General features: G+C 65.9%; 24 protein-coding genes. 9 read left to right on the top strand and 15 right to left on the bottom strand.

Annotated elements, in window-relative coordinates; translation table 11 throughout:
• Positions 1-149: 149 nt before the first annotated feature.
• Together ACWEFV_RS27455 and ACWEFV_RS27450 are read left to right on the top strand one after the other, a co-directional pair.
• On the top strand, positions 150-356 hold the full coding sequence (locus ACWEFV_RS27455) for a helix-turn-helix domain-containing protein (RefSeq protein ID WP_450072486.1): 207 nt from the start codon (positions 150-152) through the stop codon (positions 354-356).
• A gap of 72 nt (positions 357-428) precedes the next feature.
• Positions 429-755: a helix-turn-helix domain-containing protein gene (locus tag ACWEFV_RS27450; protein ID WP_450072485.1), complete on the top strand. Its 327-nt coding sequence runs from the start codon at positions 429-431 to the stop codon at positions 753-755.
• 22 nt (positions 756-777) lie between these two features.
• On the opposite strand, the gene ACWEFV_RS27445 is transcribed toward ACWEFV_RS27450, so the two are convergent.
• From ACWEFV_RS27445 to ACWEFV_RS27435, 3 genes are all read right to left on the bottom strand, one after another.
• The gene (locus ACWEFV_RS27445; RefSeq protein WP_450072484.1) at positions 778-1,419 is read right to left on the bottom strand and encodes a VOC family protein; all 642 of its coding nucleotides are present in this window, start codon (positions 1,417-1,419) and stop codon (positions 778-780) included.
• Positions 1,420-1,489: 70 nt separating this feature from the next.
• Entirely contained in the window at positions 1,490-2,104 is a 615-nt protein-coding gene (locus tag ACWEFV_RS27440; protein WP_450072483.1) for a hypothetical protein, read from the bottom strand.
• Entirely contained in the window at positions 2,101-2,571 is a 471-nt protein-coding gene (locus tag ACWEFV_RS27435; protein WP_450072482.1) for a hypothetical protein, read from the bottom strand. The genes ACWEFV_RS27440 and ACWEFV_RS27435 overlap by 4 nt, the downstream gene beginning before the upstream one ends.
• A 67-nt stretch (positions 2,572-2,638) precedes the next feature.
• Here ACWEFV_RS27435 and ACWEFV_RS27430 point away from each other — a divergent pair, with 67 nt between their 5' ends.
• On the top strand, positions 2,639-2,818 hold the full coding sequence (locus ACWEFV_RS27430) for a hypothetical protein (protein WP_450072481.1): 180 nt from the start codon (positions 2,639-2,641) through the stop codon (positions 2,816-2,818).
• Positions 2,812-3,126 carry a VOC family protein gene (locus ACWEFV_RS27425; RefSeq protein WP_450072480.1) on the top strand — a complete coding sequence of 105 codons (315 nt, stop codon included), beginning with the start codon at positions 2,812-2,814 and terminating at the stop codon, positions 3,124-3,126. Before ACWEFV_RS27430 ends, ACWEFV_RS27425 begins: the two co-directional genes overlap by 7 nt.
• A 285-nt stretch (positions 3,127-3,411) precedes the next feature.
• Here ACWEFV_RS27425 and ACWEFV_RS27420 read toward each other — a convergent pair whose 3' ends face one another.
• From ACWEFV_RS27420 to ACWEFV_RS27410, 3 genes are all read right to left on the bottom strand, one after another.
• A complete protein-coding gene (locus ACWEFV_RS27420; protein ID WP_450072479.1) occupies positions 3,412-4,095 on the bottom strand; it encodes a hypothetical protein in 684 nt (227 codons plus the stop codon).
• Between the two features lie 292 nt (positions 4,096-4,387).
• Positions 4,388-4,984 (bottom strand): hypothetical protein, encoded by a 597-nt coding sequence (locus tag ACWEFV_RS27415; RefSeq protein WP_450072478.1) that lies wholly within the window; start codon positions 4,982-4,984, stop codon positions 4,388-4,390.
• 6 nt (positions 4,985-4,990) lie between these two features.
• The gene (locus ACWEFV_RS27410; RefSeq protein WP_450072477.1) at positions 4,991-5,314 is read right to left on the bottom strand and encodes a hypothetical protein; all 324 of its coding nucleotides are present in this window, start codon (positions 5,312-5,314) and stop codon (positions 4,991-4,993) included.
• A gap of 160 nt (positions 5,315-5,474) precedes the next feature.
• On the opposite strand from ACWEFV_RS27410, the gene ACWEFV_RS27405 reads away from it, so the two are divergent.
• Positions 5,475-5,894: a VOC family protein gene (locus ACWEFV_RS27405; RefSeq protein ID WP_450072476.1), complete on the top strand. Its 420-nt coding sequence runs from the start codon at positions 5,475-5,477 to the stop codon at positions 5,892-5,894.
• 297 nt (positions 5,895-6,191) lie between these two features.
• On the top strand, positions 6,192-6,314 hold the full coding sequence (locus tag ACWEFV_RS27400) for a hypothetical protein (protein ID WP_450072475.1): 123 nt from the start codon (positions 6,192-6,194) through the stop codon (positions 6,312-6,314).
• 117 nt (positions 6,315-6,431) lie between these two features.
• Here ACWEFV_RS27400 and ACWEFV_RS27395 read toward each other — a convergent pair whose 3' ends face one another.
• The 9 genes from ACWEFV_RS27395 to ACWEFV_RS27355 all read right to left on the bottom strand — a co-directional run bounded on the left by ACWEFV_RS27395 (position 6,432) and on the right by ACWEFV_RS27355 (position 14,556).
• The gene (locus ACWEFV_RS27395; protein ID WP_450072474.1) at positions 6,432-7,676 is read right to left on the bottom strand and encodes an AlbA family DNA-binding domain-containing protein; all 1,245 of its coding nucleotides are present in this window, start codon (positions 7,674-7,676) and stop codon (positions 6,432-6,434) included.
• A gap of 717 nt (positions 7,677-8,393) precedes the next feature.
• A complete protein-coding gene (locus tag ACWEFV_RS27390) occupies positions 8,394-8,756 on the bottom strand; it encodes a hypothetical protein (protein ID WP_450072473.1) in 363 nt (120 codons plus the stop codon).
• Positions 8,757-9,201: 445 nt separating this feature from the next.
• Entirely contained in the window at positions 9,202-11,640 is a 2,439-nt protein-coding gene (locus ACWEFV_RS27385) for a hypothetical protein (protein ID WP_450072472.1), read from the bottom strand.
• On the bottom strand, positions 11,633-11,815 hold the full coding sequence (locus tag ACWEFV_RS27380; RefSeq protein WP_450072471.1) for a helix-turn-helix domain-containing protein: 183 nt from the start codon (positions 11,813-11,815) through the stop codon (positions 11,633-11,635). The genes ACWEFV_RS27385 and ACWEFV_RS27380 overlap by 8 nt, the downstream gene beginning before the upstream one ends.
• A gap of 83 nt (positions 11,816-11,898) precedes the next feature.
• The gene (locus ACWEFV_RS27375; RefSeq protein WP_450072470.1) at positions 11,899-12,195 is read right to left on the bottom strand and encodes a helix-turn-helix domain-containing protein; all 297 of its coding nucleotides are present in this window, start codon (positions 12,193-12,195) and stop codon (positions 11,899-11,901) included.
• A gap of 65 nt (positions 12,196-12,260) precedes the next feature.
• Positions 12,261-12,779: a hypothetical protein gene (locus ACWEFV_RS27370; protein ID WP_450072469.1), complete on the bottom strand. Its 519-nt coding sequence runs from the start codon at positions 12,777-12,779 to the stop codon at positions 12,261-12,263.
• Between the two features lie 75 nt (positions 12,780-12,854).
• A complete protein-coding gene (locus ACWEFV_RS27365; protein ID WP_450072468.1) occupies positions 12,855-13,631 on the bottom strand; it encodes a hypothetical protein in 777 nt (258 codons plus the stop codon).
• 138 nt (positions 13,632-13,769) lie between these two features.
• Positions 13,770-14,093 (bottom strand): hypothetical protein, encoded by a 324-nt coding sequence (locus ACWEFV_RS27360; protein WP_450072467.1) that lies wholly within the window; start codon positions 14,091-14,093, stop codon positions 13,770-13,772.
• A 100-nt stretch (positions 14,094-14,193) separates the two neighbouring features.
• Complete coding sequence (locus ACWEFV_RS27355) at positions 14,194-14,556, bottom strand: hypothetical protein (protein ID WP_450072466.1); 363 nt, start codon at positions 14,554-14,556, stop codon at positions 14,194-14,196.
• A 352-nt stretch (positions 14,557-14,908) separates the two neighbouring features.
• Here ACWEFV_RS27355 and ACWEFV_RS27350 point away from each other — a divergent pair, with 352 nt between their 5' ends.
• The 3 genes from ACWEFV_RS27350 (at position 14,909) to ACWEFV_RS27340 (ending at position 17,813) form a co-directional block, all read left to right on the top strand.
• Positions 14,909-15,634 (top strand): recombinase family protein, encoded by a 726-nt coding sequence (locus ACWEFV_RS27350; protein WP_450072465.1) that lies wholly within the window; start codon positions 14,909-14,911, stop codon positions 15,632-15,634.
• Positions 15,631-16,101 carry a helix-turn-helix domain-containing protein gene (locus ACWEFV_RS27345; RefSeq protein WP_450072464.1) on the top strand — a complete coding sequence of 157 codons (471 nt, stop codon included), beginning with the start codon at positions 15,631-15,633 and terminating at the stop codon, positions 16,099-16,101. Before ACWEFV_RS27350 ends, ACWEFV_RS27345 begins: the two co-directional genes overlap by 4 nt.
• Positions 16,102-16,343: 242 nt before the next feature.
• Entirely contained in the window at positions 16,344-17,813 is a 1,470-nt protein-coding gene (locus tag ACWEFV_RS27340; RefSeq protein ID WP_450072463.1) for a hypothetical protein, read from the top strand.
• The last annotated feature ends 72 nt before the right edge of the window (positions 17,814-17,885 follow it).

Raw genomic sequence — 17,885 nt, 5'->3', positions numbered from 1 at the left:
CTTTCCCCAGCCGCGACCTGCGCGGACACCACTCCCCACGGAGATGTGTACCAGCGTCTCCTGACGCCTCTCCCGTAGTCGCATGACACGCCGAAGGCACTGGTGATGCCTCAGTGGAGGATGTCGGATCTGCAGGAGAGCATGGACGCATGAGCGAGAACGACGTGGCGGTCGCGGCCTCCGAGCCGCCGAAGCTGTACACGATGGAGGAGACCGCCGAGGTGCTGCGGGTGAGCCGGGAGTACCTGTACCGGATGAGGAAGAACGGCGACCTGGTCGTGGTGCGGTTCGGCCGACGCATCCTCGTCGAAGCGACCGAGATCGACCGTGTGATCGCCGCTGCTCGAGCTGCATAGGGATCTGGCAGCAGAGACGGCATCGATACCGGCAACGTTCCAGAAGCGTTGCCGGTCTTACGCTTCGGGTACATGACCGAATCTGACCCCATCACCGCTGCGATCACCGCGCTCGTCTCTGCCCTTCGGCAGGAGATCCGTGACCAATCGCCGCCTCCACCGCCGGAGCCGCGCAGACCCGAGGAGACAACGGCGGACACCGCGACTTCGGCTCCACGCACCCTGACCCCGGACTCACTTCTCACGGTTCAGGAGGCGATGGCCGAACTGCGTATCGGTCGGACACACCTCTACCAGCTGATGGGCCAGGGCAGGCTCCGCTCGATCAAGTTGGGCTCGCGAACCCTGATCCAGTACCGGGATCTCCTCCGGTTCATCGACGAGCTGCTGGCCGACTAGCTGGGCACTGGTTGTGTGCCGATCAGCGGCCCTCCCGTGTCAGCACCACGGCTGTGACCGGCTTACCGATCAGCGTCGGAGGCGGAACTGCACCCGCGGCGACCCCGCGTTCACCCCGCTCCGCTTGCCGCAGCGCCTCACTGACCTCCTCGTAATCGCCGAGGTAATCGTCACCACCGTGGCGGTCCAGCTGCTGCACCTCCATGCGCGTAGCTGTGAGGACTTCGCTGAAGCCGCCCTCATACCCATCGGTGAGCACCAGTGCAGTGTCGGGGAATCCGGCAAGGAACTGTCGCAGCTCCCCTACGGTAGGCGGCGGTGGGAATCCAAGCTCGCGTGCTGTGGGAAGGCTTGCCGGGTCCGGATTCTCCGCCTCGTGCAACTCGATGCGATTGCCGTCGGGGTCCAGCGCCAGCTTCCTGTGCCGCACGACGAAGCCGTTGTCACGCAGTTGCTCAGTCACTGTCTCGGCGTCGGCCACGGGGTAAAGAAGGTGGATGTGCGTAACAGGGCTGCGTCCGGCGGCGTGCAGCACGATCCAGACGTCGCCGGGCAGCCGCGCCGCTAGCTGGCTGGTCTTGCCTGCGCGGAAATCGAACCCGATGAGGCGGTAGAACAACGCGCTCCGCTCCACATCGCTGACGTACAGCGCGATCTCAATCACCGGACGCGCTCGATCACCGTACCGTCGGCGCCGCCGCCGGGTTCGATGCCGATGATGTCGCTGCCGTTCGTCACGGCTGATCCACCGTGATCGACAGCGGCTCCGCAAGGATGCGAGCGACGACGTCGAGCTGCTCCTCAGTGAGATCCTCCCGGCTGCGCTGCTCCAGGGTGAGCGCAGCCCATACGGTTTTCGCCATGGGGCAGGCCGGGCATGTGCGCGGACTAATCACGCCGAACTGTCCCATCCGCGGCGGGTAGTCCCAACCAGCTTCGTACGCCGCTGCGGGGGTGAGGATTTCGTCGCGGCCGCACACCTCGCACACGTGTCGGAGCCGCCAATGCGACAAGTCCGGCCCGCTCACCTCGCCGCTGCTGGGCATGGCCACGACGCCTGACGGCCGGCTGCTGTAGTGCGCGGCGTCCGGGACCGGAACTACGGTGACGTCGCCTACCGAGACCGACTCGCCGGCCAGCAGCGCGGTGATCTCGCTGCGGGTGACGATCACCATGCCCTCGCTGGTGTCCGTGGAGCTGCGCTCGCCGTCCTCGACGGCGCGGACCATGACGCGTCCGCACGGTGAGCCGAGGGCTCGGGCGGACTCCGGGTCGTCGAGTTTGTCCCGCAACGCATTCAGATTCCGGTTGGTGAGCTCGACGGCGTTGGTGGCCGGGTGGTACTTCACGACTCCTCGCCCTCCATCTCGCTCGCGGCCTCCAAGGCATGCCCGTTGCAGAGCGCCTGGTACCAACCGTCGGGGCGCTGTCGGATCCGCCCCGGTTGCCCGCAGCGCTCACAGGTGCGGGCCGACTGCTCCTGCGCCGCGGCGATCCGTCTGTTCACGGCGTCGGCCAGAATGGGGCCGCTCGCTTCGACCCAGACCTCGAGCACGCCGCCCTTCTGTTTCACCTGCCGTACGACATGGCCCGGATCGGTCTGGATCAAGTCATCGCGGAGTTCGGTGAGGATTTCCGCCCAGCCGTCGGCGGGATCGATCGGGGGCCAGTTGTTGGGCGCGGTCATGGCGTCAGTGTGGACGGCTTCACTGACACGCCGCGGCGGAATATCCCGATGCACGCTGCGGTGCACGTGCACCGGAATCGGCAAAGTCGACTCGACCTGCGACGACGTGTCGGCGCGATGCAGGATCACCGAATTAGACTGCGCGGCTTGAGATTCAAGATATGCGATGTCACATCGACGTGGCAGTCTTCGCAGGATGAGCAACACCGCCACAACCCGTCCTGTGATCCGTGCCAGCACCACTGACATCGCGAAGTTGGCCGAGTTCTTGTCCGCCCTCTTCGACGCTCCGGTAGTAATCACCAGCTCGGACGTCGCGGTGCCCGTCCCCGTCGAGCGGCACCTGATCATGATCGTGGCGGAGACCGGATGCTGAGCCTGGTGGTGCTGTACGTCGCCGACCTCGATGCGTCTCGACGTTTCTACTCCTTGATCGGCCTGGACTTCACCGAGGAGCGCCATGAAGGTGGACTGGTTCACCACGCCGCGACGCTGCCCACCGGGATCGTGCTGGAGCTGTACCCGGCCGGCGACGGGACCGTCACCCGCACCCGTGTGGGGTTCGCCGTGCGGGATCGGGCAGCGGTGGCGGAGGCGTCGCGCGCTGCGGGGTTCACCGTGAAGCGGCAGAGCTTGGCGATCGACCCCGACGGGAACCGGGTCGAGATCACCTCGGCGTTGTGACCGTCTGTCCCCGCGGCGCCCTACGTTCTCTCCATGGCGTGGGCGGAGCAGATGCCCGAGATATGCGAAGCGTGTGGCGAGCGCTACGCCGGGAACAGCACGTTAGTGGGCTGGCATCCGGGGAGCCCCGGATGCAGGATCTATCACTGCCGGGGCTGCGGGCACATCACGCGGGTGCCGGCCGATCAGATCGAGCTGCGGCGGGTGCAGGATCGGCCGCGGCGGCGTCGGCCGCCGTCATCAGAGAATTCCAGCTGAGGATCGTTCGCGGCATCCAAACCGCAACTAGGAGTCCTTCGTGTGCGTGGCCACCTTGATCATGGCAAGAACGTTGCGAAAATCGCCTTCCTCGTGCGACGAAAACAACACCATTGCCGCGGTGTACAGCTGGACGTTGGCTTGCATAACCCGGTCACGCTCTTCCTTTAATGACCGAGCACGCTCAAAGAAGGGGGCAGCGTTGAGCGGACCATCGTTCTCGATCGTCGTCCATTGTCCATTTAATTCGCCTGTAACCGTCTCCAGCGGATCCATCAGCTCATCAATGCCCATGGCTAAGAAGGTGAGGTTCGTGATTTCAGCCATCAACTCAGCTGTCGCCGGGTTAAGCCCTTCCGCGGTCGCTACGCATAGTTTCCTGAAGGACTTTCGAAATTCTTCCTCAGAGCAATCGCCTCTCCGCAAACGCTCGATTGTCTCGCCGTGTAGGCGGTTCGCCAACTCACACTCGGCCATTGCGGGAACGTAAGAGCGTTCGATCGCTGTCTGCAACGCGACGAGCGCTACCCGCAGCCGGTCGTTGCGCGCATCAATCCGATCCTTCTCATACTTCTGTTCTGTTCGATCGAAGGCTTGCTGAGCCAGACGGAGGTTCTTGCGCGATTGTCGCAGTGTCAAGATGTTGAAGATAGTTGAGACGACTACTGCTGCAACGCCAACTACGACCGTTGCGACTCCACCTGTACCCACGAACCAAGACTTTACGAGGTGGACTCCAGACCCTTCACAACATCTAGTTGCTCGAATCCGGCTCAATGACGCCGAGAAGCGGAATACAAAACGAAGGCATTGTCCGGCAGGTTGAATCGGGTGCTGCCGTTAGCTAATGGCGGTGGCGGTGACCAGCAAGGTTTACGCTGAGCCGGTGTCGCGACGGCCCCGGAGGATCGAGGAAGTCCCGCAGCGCTTTGCGTCCAAACGTCAACGAGCTAAACGACGTTGCTGCATAGGACGAGGGACCTAGTCGGCGAGTACACCACAATCAGGCCGGTGACCAGACGATCTGCCCAAACCTCGCTCCCGGATCGATTGCTACTACCGCCTTTTCGGCAAGCGCCCTGGCTGTCGTCGTGCGACCCTCTCGGAGGTAGCTACGCACGGCGGCGACAGGATCAGCGGAGGGAGCCACCTTGAGGGCGCGGCCGAGTAGATCGACACGCCGGCCGACGTACCTGTGATCGTCAGGGTGCCGGCCGAACTCCGAGTGGCCGAAGTCCGCCACGCCGGGGGGCCGGCGGTAGGGAAATGTGACAGCCGGATCCTCGGCGTAGAAGGTGTAGACGTCGAGATCCTTCACGCCGTTGGTGCCGTTCACGAAGTGCAGTGCGGCGCCTTGACACAGCGCGGTGAGCAGGATCCGGTGGCGGTAGACCGACAGATGCGGATTGCGGCTGAAAAAGCCCTCGCGGTCCATCTCCGCGATCTCCGCCAGGCGCCTCAGGTGCTCCTCCGTGAGCGGAGCCATCGACCGTTCGACGTTCACGATCAGCAGATCCGGTTGGTCGAGTGCAGCGCCGTAGAGGCAGCGGGCGCGGCGGAGGTAGCCGGCGATGTCCTCGCGGTAGGGGTTGTCGGTCACCGTGTCTCAGTGCCCCCGCCGCGTCCCCGGCAGCCCACCGAGCACCTCACGTCCGGCCCGCGAAAGACTCGAGCTGTGGACCATGCCTGCAGGACGGACCGAGGCGAGATCCCTTCGTTGGATTCCACGGGGATCGTTGATGCGGCGCTGCACTGCGCGTGCGCGGAGAAGAAGCGGTCGATAGGTCTCCTTGCGCGCCGCCGCGCGCTTCAGTCCGGTGACGAGCTCCTCGACTTGGCGAAGTTCCCCAGCAGTCGGCAGACGGTCGCGCGGGATTGACTCGATCTCGATCAACCGCCGGGACATCGACAGGTACTTGTTGCTCGACACCGGCAGCTCCTCATCGTCGCGGTCGGGTCAGCGTAAGTGGAGCCGCCGACGCGTCGGTGGAGTTCGCCGCATCAAGGTCGATGAGTTCCAGCCGCGCACCGGGTCTGCCCCCGTGACGGCGCCCGCTCCCGGACGCCGCGGAACGTAGGAGCCGGACACCATGATCTTCGTGAACCTGCCCGTCGCCAACATCGAGCGCTCGCGGAAGTTCTTCACCGACCTCGGCTACACCTTCAACGAGGCGTTCAGCGGTGACACCGCCGCGACGGTCGTGTTGGGTGAGAACCAGTTCGCGATGCTCATACAGCGCGACGCCTTCGACGCGCTGCACCCCGTAGAGACCGCGGACGCCTCCAAGGTGAAGGAGTGCGTCATCTGTCTGAGCGTCGATAGCCGTGAAGACGTGGACGCGTTGGTGGACCGTGCCCTCGCAGCGGGCGGCACGGCGGGAGACTCCGAGGACCACGGCTCGATGTACGGCCGCAGCTTCAACGATCCGGACGGCCACTCCTGGCAGATCTTCTGGGCGGAGCTGGACGACTCGGCGGGTGCCGAGGAGCTGGACGTGGCGGTGGGGTGACTTCCGGGTCGATCGCAGCCGATCCGTTACCGGCACTAGCAGTGGGATTCGGGACCCGGCCGGCGGCCTGGGCCGATTCACCGAGGTTCCAGATGCGCGGCGGGCCGTCACGGCGGGCGTCGGTCACGTTCATACCCCATCTCCTACTGGTCGTGCGGCCGGCAAGGCGCCCGCGGCGCGATGGGCGTCGGTCACATCCTTCGGCGAGTGGAGACGACATCGCCGCAGCTCAGGACCATTTCACCGACAGCAGTAAGATGGTCGACTCCTTGGTGTCGGCGGCGAATCCGGTCGGCTGTGGCGGACGCCCATAAGCTGCGGAACACGAACACGATCAAGTTCCCCGGCTGCCCGCCGGTGGTGGCCGGCATGGAGCGGGAGCGCACCTGGTGGGCGGGTGCGGCGCGCGGTGCCGGGTGAATAAAAGGTGAGCAAAACCCGAGTATTCTTCGCGGCGCCAACGGGTTGCGGATCGTCACGGCGAGGCCCTGCCACCCCTGTCGTCGCCCGGGTGCGCGCACACCGGCGAGGGCGGCGCTACTCCGAGTCCACCGGCTTCGTGATCACATGTAGATGCGTGATCCCGCCCTGGTTGATGCAGTCCTCCGCGAGTTCGTAAACGCGCCGGTGGAACTCCTCGTCGGAGGCTGCGGCGTTGATCGTCGACGACACCCGTGTGAACTGTCCGAGCGGGGTGGATACGCCGTCGTACGTGTACCCGGTGCCGTCGACGGTGAGGATCACCAGCGGGCGCGTGCCGGCCCACTCGATGCCGACGCTCACCTCGTACTCGTCGTGACCCGAGTGCGCCGCAACGGCCCGGATCAGACCCGTGAAGTCGGCGATCGCGGACTCAACCGCGCGAGCCTCCACCTCGTGACCCTCGAACTGCGACGAAGGCCCCGAGAGATGGGCGCCGACGGCAGCCGCCAGCGTGACGGAGCCGTCGTGGTGGGCGCTGACCCAGGCCTCCTTCCAGTGCGAGCCCTTGTTCGTGGATGCCGGCGGGGCGGTCCAGCGTTTGAGGCCAGGGCGAGGGTTCAGCCGGTCCACATGCTCCAACGGGTGCACGCCGTTGCGGTCCGAGTAGCTCAGCGCGACCCGGCCCGCCTCCTCGAAGACGGAGCGCGCTTCGTCGCGGTCCGGTCGGGCGAGGACACCCGGCACGCGTGGGTGGGCGACCGCGATCAGCCAGGCTCGCTTGTCCGTGTCCCGGCCCGCCTCCATCTCGGCGTACAGCGCATCGAGCGCTTCGCTGGACCGTCGCCGCTCGTCGAAGCGGGCGCGGTAGGCGGCCTCGATTTGCCGCTCCTTCATCCACTCGGTGTCCGCGTTGTTCCTGATCGGCGCACCGAAGAACTCGCCCTTGTAGATCAGGTGCGGCCCGTCGACACTCGCCGGGACCACCACGGCCACAGCGCGGGGATCAGTGCCGAGGCGGTAGACCTCAAGGCCGAAGACCGGCGGGGTGATGGCCGAAACCGCGACCTTGCGGTAGGTGCGCTCGTGGTTCTCGGTGAAGTCACCGGTGTCCTTCCGCCCGGTCGCGGCCTTCTCGTCCTCCTCGACCCCGTACACGATCACGCCGCCGCCACTGTTGGCCATCGCGGCGATGTCCTTGGGGACGTCAGTCGACGACAGGTTGCTGGTCTGCGGCAACCCTGACTTCCAGTCGAGGTCGTCGGTCTCGGCCACGCCAGCCGCGACGGCCTCGTCGAGCATCTCGTCGGTGATGGGGCCGGGCGGCAGGCCGAGTACACGGTGCAGAGCGGTGAAGGTCACGGGAACAACATAGGTGGGCGAGGAACGTGATCAGCGCGTCTTGCGAGGACCAGGAAGCGACCCCGACACGGCGGCAACCGCCCGGGTACGAGCAGCGGCCAGGGCCTCGGCGGCTCGGAACTGGTCTCCGCCCACCGCAGCTGCTGCTCCTGCAACTCGGTGATGTGCCGCTCAGCGGTCAGGATGTGGTGCGCGGTCTCGTTCATGCGGAGAGGTCTATCGGGGCGAGGGCTGATCGGGCGGGTGAGGCGCGGCGGGGTGCGGGCGGTCAGATTCGTGATCGTGAACCTGCACGCCGCGATGTCCGTGGGCGAAATGCCGGATTTCGGCCGCCCATCGGGGCAGGGTGACTCAAATCTCGGTCACCCGTGATCCACAAAACCATGATTGACCTGGGGTGACCGAGGTGACAGGGTGACCGAGATTCTGACGCGCTCCGTCTCAGTCACCCATCCACTCAGCGGGTGGGGCAAAGAAGCTGTGTCTGGAATTAACTACAACAAACTCAAAAAGGGTCTCTCGTATAGGGACTGAAGCTCTTGCCCGCTGTGCGCGGCGGGCGGTGACTCAGATCCAGGGTGACGGAGACTGGGTCACCCTGTCACCTCGGTCACCCCAGGTCAGAGGCACTTTTCTCGGTCACCGGTGACCCAAATCTGGATCACCTCACGAGAAAGCCCCCGAGAACCGTGTTCCCAGGGGCTTCCCGCTGTGCAGTTACGCAGCCGGGGCGATTCCGCTGATCGGCGGCGCAGCGGTGATCGCACCCGGCGCCGTCACCTTCCACTGGCGTCGATCGTTGCCGACCGCGGCCACCGTGATCCTGCCGTGCTGCACCAGTTGGTCGAAGCCCTGCTGGATGTACCCGCTGTGCCGGCTCCCGATAACCTTCGCCGCGGTGATCTGAGCGATGGTGGCGGTGCCGCCGTACCCGTAGGCGGGCTTACCGCGGACCATGGTGCCTTCCACCGGCCGTGTCAGCTTCCCGTAGATCGCCTCCGCGGCGGCCGCGACGGAGTCGGACGTCGCCTGCTCCGCGGCCGGATCGCCCGCTGCGCTGTGCGCTCGGAGGAGAACCACGCGCGCCGGAACGGCCGGCGGCTGCGAGTCGCCACGTAGGAGCCGCGGTAGATGCGCTGCCGCAGGGCCCCGGCCGGGCGGTAGCAGCACCCCGTGTCGAGATGGTGTTTGTCGACCGGCCACGGGGGCAGATCGCATGCAGCGCCGCCAGTTCCGCGGCACCGGTAGGAGTGCGAGACGGTGACGTCTCGGCGGTGGTCGTTGCACTACACCCACTCGGGACGATGGGCGTCGGTGTCGGACATCGGATTCTCGCTTCTGGCGAGCTACCTGCAGCCTCCGAACGGCTACAAGGAAGGCAGCCCATCTACAAGCCGGTCATCGCGATGCCTCCTGTCCACGGGTTGGATTCGAGCCGGACAACGTAGCACGGCGCGACGCTCGTCGACCAGGAGGAACAGAACACCCCGCCACGAACGGTGACGGGGTGTTCTCGGGCGGACCCTTACTTCACCGCGCCCGGGTCGAGTGCACCTCCACCAGTAGTCGGTCCACCAGTGCCAGTACCCGTATCCGTGGCCGCAGCGTTCGCGGGACCCGCACCAGGAGCCGCAGGCTTCGGCACTCCCGGCGTACCGGTGCTCGGCACGCCGCTGGGCGCTGCGGGCTGCTGTGTGCCCTGCGACGTGTCGGTCGGTCCCGCAGGTGCGCCCGTTGCGTTCGGCACCGGGTGCTGCACGCCGTTGGTGGCCTGCGGCGAGACCGGTCCCTGCGGCTGTGCGGGAGCCGGTGCGGCCGACGCCTGTTCCCCTGGCTGTGCGTCGGGGTTCGGATCAGCGAGGTGGAAGTAGCCAGCGCGGCCACCCATGTCCCTCGGGAGCTCATCGACTCCGACTAGCTTGTACTCCGCCAAGTCGTAGAACTTGCCCTCGCAGAGGAGCATGTACGACTTGTCGCCGGCCACCATGATGTCGCCCGGCTTCGCCTCGGCCGGCGCGACCTGCTTCCCCGGATCCTGACCGGGCACCGGCGGCGTGAGACCCGCGGCCTTAGCGGCGTCGCCGAGCGAGACCGGGTGCGTGGGATCGGCCTTCGACAGGATCTCGGCGAGCTTCGCGGTCTTGGCGTCGGGGAACACCGTCTTCTGACCCTTCACGTCCACCTCCTTGGACGGCTCGGCGGTCTGAGCTGCGTGTGCGGCGTTCTGCTGCGCGGGAGTCGGTGCCGTAGCCGCAGTCGTTCCCGGAGCGGGCACTGCCGCTGCAGGCTTGGCCTCCGCCGGGACCGCTGCCTTGGCCTGCTCAGGCTTCGGCGTCGAGAGCGACTTGTCGTCGAGCTTCTTGGGCTCCTCGGTCTTGCGGCCGCCGAGCTTGCGGTCGTCGAGCTTCTTGCCCTCGTCCTTCTTCTCCGTGGTGTCCGGCTTCGAGCTCGACAGCGGTGTGCCACCACCGGTTCCGCCTCCCGTTCCGGTGCCCAGCGGCGAACCACCACCGAGTCCGCTGTTGCCCAACGGGTTCGACACGGGCGTCGTCGGCGTCTGCGCCTTGTTACCGAGCTGGGAGAGCAGCTTGCTCAGGTCGTCGTTCTGCTTTGTGGGCGTCTCGGTCTTGGTCGGCGTCTGCACTGCGGGAGTCTGCGCAGCCGGAGTGGCGGTGACCGGGGCGACCGTCGCGGGCTTCGCCTCCTGCGGCGCAGTGCGGGTGCCCGTCGGAGCACCGCCACGGACCGCCACGATCGCGGGCGGCGTTTCGGCCCAGAGCTGCTCAATCTTGGAATTCGCAGCGGTGATCTGCGCCTGAGCCTTCTCCAGCTCGGTCCGCATCGTCGTCGCCGGACCCTGGTCCTCGAGCTTCCCCGAGTTGGCGAGCTGGCCGCGCGCAGCTCTGTTCGCGTCGGTGACCGCCTTGTACCCAGCCGCGGCGCCCTTGTCCGCTGCGGTGAGCTGGTCGGTGAGGTCCTTGACCTGCGTCTTGAGCTTGGCCATCGCAGTGAGGTGCGGCACCAGCGGCTGACGCTGCTCGTTGAACGCCTGCTCGCCGATCTGCAGCATCAGCTTGTCCATGGTCTCGAAGTGCTCGCTGATCCCGTTGATCCAGTCCGTCGCCGCGGCCACCACCTCCTGTGTGCTCAGCGTGAGCGGTGCGGGAGGCGTTGCGTCCCAGACGCTGCCGTTCGGCCCATCCTCGAACGAGAACACGCCCCGCTGAGCCTGCGTGATCTGCTGGTCGATGTCCTTGACGCCCGCGACGTCCTTGGCGTCGCGCATCAGCATGAAGGTGTTGGTGCCGTCAGGCGCCTGCCACTCTTCGTAGCGATCACCGAAACCCAGTGCATCCCAACCCAAGCTGAGGCCGAGCGCCACCCAGCCCACTGGTCCGGGAATCACGCCGAACGCGTTGAGCGCCGCGCCGACGTAGTCGCCGCTCTTGAAGTCCTTGAAGGCGGCGTAACCTGCGTAGACGCTGCCCACACCCGGCAGCAGACGCGCGGCCACCTTGATACCGCCCTTGCCCAAACCCTGCAGACCCTTATCGGCGAGCTTGGCCGTCGCCCTGTCGCCGAGCTTCCCGGCGAGGTGTTGGCCGGCGCCCCACTGCCCCTTGGCGAGCCCGCGGATGCCCTTGATCGGCTCGCCGGCCTTGATCGCGCGGACCGCCGACGGAGGCACGCCGAGCTGCGTCATCGCCTTGCCGACGGGCGGGCTGAACCGCTTCGGATCAGGCTTCGTGTCGGGCGTCTTCGTGTCGCCGGTCTTGGCGTCGGCGTCAGTGGTCTTCGTCGAGTCGGTGTCAGGCTTCGGGGCATCCGCTGCGGGTGCGGTCGTCGTGTCGGGCTTCGGCGTGGACGCAGGCTGCTGCCGTCGACCTCCGAGTCCACCCCCGTTGCCGAGACCGCCTCGGCTCCACTGCAGGTCTTCGTTGCTCACGGTCACCACGTCACTCATCTCCCAGTGCGTCGCGGTACCGCTGCACGGTGCGGGCGCTCACGCCGTACTCCGCGGCGAGCGCGGTGAGACGCTCACCCGCCTGTGCACGCTGCGCGATGATGAGGCGGGTGTCAGGGTTGGGGATCGCGTGGGGGAAGAACTTCCCGGGGATCCCGATAGTTTGCTGATTCATACCTCCAGCATGACACGCCACGTGTCATACCTGGAGTCCCGCAACGTATCCAGGGTGCATCTGGCAGGTGTACCTTCGTTTGCTCAGGCCTCGCCGAGCACCTGGCGCACGACCTCAGGCGAGTACGTGCGCTCCCATCGCCGCCGCGCACCGCGGGTGCAACCCTCGATGATCGCGGACTTCTCCCAGTCGGTCAGCACCAGCACTTTGCGCTGCGCCCCTTGCCATTCCGCCGCGTACGCGCGGACGGTGCTCTCGGATACGTTGAACTCCGCCGCGAGCTGCTCCACCGGGATTCCGGACTGTACGGCATGGGCGATGTCACGGCGGGCGGATGGGTTCGGGACGGCGTGCTGGAACGGGGTGCGCTGCTCGGTCATGCCCGAGAGGGTGCACCGTGACGGTGGAGGAGCTGGCGCGGGGCGCGAGCGGGGGCCACAGCAGGTCAGCTCAGCTGCTCGACGACAACCGTGACGACGGTATCGGCCCAGCCCTTCTTCGGGACACCTCCCGGCTCGTCGGCCTGGGTCGTTCCACCCATCGCTGAGACCATCAGGAAGTAGGTTCCGTCACGATCGCCGAGATCGTGTGTTCCGGTGCCCGGCTCATCGATGTTGATGATCGTGTCGACGCGGCTCGCCTCGTGATTCAGCCGGACATCCTGGAAGCCGATATCGGCGACGCGGCCCTGATATTCGGGGCGGTTGGGTGTGGCCGTGACGATGTAGCGCAGCCGAGACGGGCCGTGGAGTTCGAACTGTGGCGACTGATCTCGAAGCGTGTCGCCCTGGTGGCCGATGTGCTCGAACACCTTGACCCAGTTCTTCGGCGTCTCAGGCTCGGTCGAAGCCGTCGCGCTGACCGGTGCCGTCGAGGCGGCGGGGGTGTTGCCGCTCGATCCGCAAGCGCTGAGGCCGACGACCAGAACCGCAGCGGTGGATGTCGCGATGATGAGGTTCTTCACTGGATCCCCTCGACGTTGATGGAGGCCTCACCGTAGCGGTGTCGCGCGGACCTGGCCGACTTCCGGCGTGACAGGTCACTCCTTGGGAGTAGGGACCGGCGGCGACTCCCCGGTGCTTGCCATGTCTCGCAATACCTCGGCCACGAGCGACTTGATCCCCCCGAGCGCCTCGTAAGGGGTGGGCGCCAGGAACGACAGAGACGGGAATTCGGTTGCTAGGCCGACGAACTCGCCGTCCTCGTCCGACCACTGCGCCTCGTACCGGTAGTGCGCCGGCAGCCGCCCCTCGGGGCCGTGAACGTCCGGGCAATCTGCCATACAGCACCCACACCACGTGTACCGGGCGAGTGTCGAGTCGGCCGGATCCCCGCTGCGGATCGACGGTTCCGCGCATCGGCCATCCGCGGTGGCGTGCTCATCCGGGCAGGCGCACCGCTCCAGTGCGGTGGTGTCGGTCATGGTGCGGGAAGCATGGCACGGCGCACAGACAAGCGGCGAGCGAGTTTCACCCGCAGGCAGATCAGTCCCACGGTTCCCGGCGGCGCGCCACCAGGAGGCCGAGGCCCATCCGCCCCGCTCCACGGTGACCGCGCGGAACCGTTCATCGAGACGCTGCACCTTCACCCGCAGCTGGTGTGCGTGCTTGCCGCGGCGGCGGACGAGCGCTTCCAACCGCTCGCGGGAGTCATCCCAGATCCGCCCTTCACAGCACGGGCAGCCGATATCCGGTGTGTATACGTAGCCTCCCGATCGGTGAAGCCGTTCGGCGTACTCGACTTCGCGTCGCCACAGGTCGAGGTACCGCAGAGCGGCGCCGTCTTTCCGAGGGCGGCGGGGACGATGCCGGTTCACCGGCGTGGAGGGGAGAGCCCCTTCGGTTCGAGGTGTGTCATCTGCGGCGCCGTGACGTGGCGCGGCCGGTGAGGCGGGACACGAACCCGATCAGCGTACAGCGACAGCGGTTCCCGTTCGGTACAGGTGACTGCTGCGTCAGTCGCCGATGCGGTTCCAGATCTTGCCGCGGCCGACCCCGATGGAGTCGGAAAACTTCGCGAGGTCCAGTGCCGAGTCCGGGAACCGCGCCGCGATCGCTGCGATCAGATCACCGCCGAGCGCTTCTCGGAGTTGCGCCGTCTGCTCCACGCTGAACGTTTCGGTCGCCTCGTACTCGGACATGCCGAAGAACTCCTGCACTCCGGGGCCCAGGTCGTGCGTCGTGATCACCAGCGCGCCAGCATCGTTCAGGTGAGCGGCGCTGTGACGGTGGGTTCCGTCATCGTCGATCGCGTTCTCGAAGACGTGTTGATCGGGCATCGGTCTACCTAATCTCCTCCCGCGGCACGATCCGGAACTCGGCCATGTCCGGAGCATGGCAGGTGCACCGACACTTCGCGTCCGGTTTCTCGGCGCCGCGCTACTGACCGTAGGTGCGGCGAAGGTTCGCGTGGATCAGGGTGTTGATCCGCTTGCGCATATAGGCGGCAACGCTCTCGTCCGGTGCCGGCTCATCGACGGTCAGCGTCCACCGCAGGTCCGTGCCTCCGCCCGGGCCGCCTTGCCGGAGATCGAAGCGAACACGTGCGTCGGGGCGTCGCGGCCACAGCGAGGACCACACCACACGTACCGGCTCCTCGGACTCCAGCACCACGGGTGGCACCTCGTCATCGAGCAGGTGCAGCCACGGCCGGACGGGACTGCGGTTCGGCGCAGTGAGGTCCTCGAACACCGCGTGCGGCGGTGCGGGGAGGTTCCGCTGCCGGGATCCGACTTCGACCATGGACCCGAGCATGACACCACGCGGCGGAGCGAAAGCAAGTGGGGCGGCGCCTATCCCGGCCGTTCATCCGCCCTGTTATTTCAAGGGTGAGCCGGGGGCTACCGCCCCACAGGCGGGCGCATCGCCCACGTGAAACGTGGGGGCTACCCGAAGGTGATTCTAGGCATCGCAACCAGTTTCGTCCGCCGACTTTCCACGGTCACAGTGGACGCCGCAGTTGCGAACCACATACCCGCAGAGTCACCGAAACCACTCCGGATCGGCGAGTCAGGCGCATCGAACGGCGTCTCCGGCTGCGCGCTTACTGCCAAGTATTATTGCACTGCTGTTCAGGCCGTTTTAGGCTTAAGAAGTGAAGATCCTGGCCTACTTGCGGGTGTCGACTCGCGATCAACTCGATGCGTTCGGTCCCGAGCGGCAGCGCGAGGCGATCAAGGCGTGGGCCAAGCGGGAGAAGCACCGGATCGTCGGCGAGGTGCTCGAGGACATCTCCGGCACCATCGCCCCGTTCGAGCGTGACGGCTGGAACGAGGCCGTCGAGCGCTGCGCCGGGGGCGAGGCCGCCGGCGTCGTCGTCTCCGACTTGTCCCGGCTCTCCCGCGATCAGGTTCGGCTTGAGCTCACGATCGAGCAGATGACTGGCGGTGCCGCACAGCTGTTCTCTACGTCCGGCGAGGAACAGCGGATGCTCGACGACCCGAACGACCCGCAGCGGAAGCTCATCCGCACGATCCTCGCGGCGATCAACGAGTACGACAGGGCGATGATCAACGTCCGGCTCCAGGCGGGCCGACGGATCAAGAAGGCCCGCGGCGGGTATGCGGGCGGGCAGCCGCCATACGGCTGGACCGGTGACGGGAAGTCGATGTCGCTCAAGCCGGACCCGGATGAGTGGCCGACGCTGGAACGGATCCGGGAGCTCCACAAGGAGAAGTTGTCCACCCGAGCAATCGCAGCGGTTCTCAACGGGGGCGCGATGTTCAACCGCAAGGGCCGCCCGTGGACCTCGGCATCGATCGCCCGAATCGTCAAGCGTGAACAGACATCGGGTACCAATGTCGAAGGAGCGGTTGCATGAGCGCACACGACCCCGCCGCGGATGGGCTCCGCGCCCGGTTCCGGCGTGAGGAGGAAGCGCTGCACGCCGAGGGCTTCCCCACCGTCGCCGACGCCATGGAACTGCTCGGCGTCGCTCGGAACACGGTGAACCGGATGATCGGGGATGGTCGGCTGCACGCGGTGCGGCGGGAACACCGCTGGGTGACACGGCGTGAGTGGATCGAGGAGATCCCTCCTTGCGGCTTGGTTCGCAGGCAGCCAACAGAGGGCGGCCAGGCTGAGAGGCACCGCGCCGCTGCGCAGTGGCGACGCGAGCATGGCTGGCTCAGCGTGGTCGAAGCCGCCGAGCTGCTCGGCATCACGCCCGAGGCGCTGCGCACGCGCATCCGCAGGGGGAAGCAGCAGACAGTGCGCGCCGGGGCTGACATTCCTACCCCCGGGGCGTGGCTGATCCGCGTCGAGGACCTCGTGCGCCGGGTGGCGTAATCCGAAGTCTGCGGGCCGAACGGAAGAGTCGTCGAAATCCAGAGCAAATTTGCAATACCGCGTACGTAATCTACTAAATGGACGTCGTCCCGCGAACTTAAGCGATAGCGTTAACTTGCTGGGCAGGCGGCTTCCGACCACCAAGCTTTGGCAGCCTTATATACACCAACCTGTATGCAAGGTGTAAAGCCCTAACGGTTCGTCCAAACGGGGACAATAATGGCAAACCTGGGTGCAAAGACATGTTCGTCGTCGTTCAGTTTCCCATAGTCGACGGTCGAGCATTTGCCAGCGAGTCCGGTCGAGTCGATCGACCGGATTGGATGGCGCCAACTATCCCCAAATTGCTGGTCCACCGCGATTTTGTTCGAGGATTCGGGCGACTCGCTAACCGGCGAGAAGAGACGACAGCAGCGTGGATAGACGAGGTTGTCTTCGCCTACGCCAAGCAGGCGGTGAAGTTCCCGGGGCTTCGGCAAGACCGTGTCGACGGCAATAGGCGGCGCTGGTCGGTGAATTGCCGGTTCCGACGACTGCTCTGCGACGGTGAAGCGGTCGCGCGTCTGGAAATCGGCTTTTATGTCCGGGCGGTCGGACTGAGCGGGCCTGAACATGCCAAACCGCTGATTTCTCAGCTGTTAGAGCTGCCGACAGTTGTCCCTGGCGACGCCTCCAATCCGACAGCGGCGAAGGACCTGGTTATGATCGGCCCATCCGTAGCGCGCCGCTACGCGCGGGCGACGACGCGACACCTTTGCGACCCGGCGGTCACACTCGTCGCGGCCGGCGAGCCAATCACGGTCGTGATGACACAGTATTGGGAGCCGTCACCACCTTGGAGTGAGCTGATCCTTGCTGCGGGCACCGGAACCGCGCGGTACGACCCGCTTTGCCTAACCTCAACGCCGACTCGGCACGGTGACATAGAGACGTGGTACCTGATCGGCCCGCATGGGCAGCAGGGGCGCGCGGTGAGGCTGGCGCTGCTGCGTCAACACGCGCAAGAGGAAGCGCTTGACCGGATCCTGCGATGGACGACGACTGGGGCACTGAGCTATGTGCCGCAATCTCCGGAAGGCGATCGTCTAGAGAAGTACATCAACGACGCCACCAACGTGGTGAACCGGAACAGCTACCACGGCGTCCTTCACGCGCCGCTACGCGAAGCGCTGGACAAGGCAACGGCCACCGAACGCGCATCTATTCAGGCGCGACGACGCCAGCGGCTCGATGGGATGCGCAGGCAGGTGCGGGAAAAGGCGGAGCGATTCCTTGCCGAACGCGAGGCCCGAAAACCAACAATGAACATCTATGGAGGAGTGGTCATGGGCGATCAGAAGAATGAGTTTAGCGGAGTTTTTCACGGCCCGGTGGCAGGCACCGTCAACGCAAAAGTGATGCAGGACAGCTTTAACGCCTTCAGCGCGCAACAGCCAAACGATGATCTGAAGTCCGCGGTCGCCGAGCTGTACAGCCAGGTAGGGCAACTCGTAGGACGGTTGCAGGAAGAATCACCCGACGAAGCCGCCGATGTCACCGCAACCCTGAAAGACCTGACGGCGAAAACGGTCGAAGACAAACCCAACCTGGTGACACTACGTCGGCTGGGTGGCAACATCATTGAGGTCGCCAAGAAGGTTGCAGAATTTACGACGCCTGTCGCCAATGCGGTGCTCGCCGTGTTGAAAATTTTCGGCATCGCCGCGTTATAGAACGCCCATGCAGGGACTGGCGGCGTACTGCACCGTCCTCGCCCCACCCTGCGGCGGGTTAGGGTATTTGCC

The organism is Mycobacterium sp. NPDC004974, from assembly GCF_053600815.1.
Note: the sequence above shows the minus strand (reverse complement) of the source record. Positions and strands in the feature narration are given on the sequence as shown.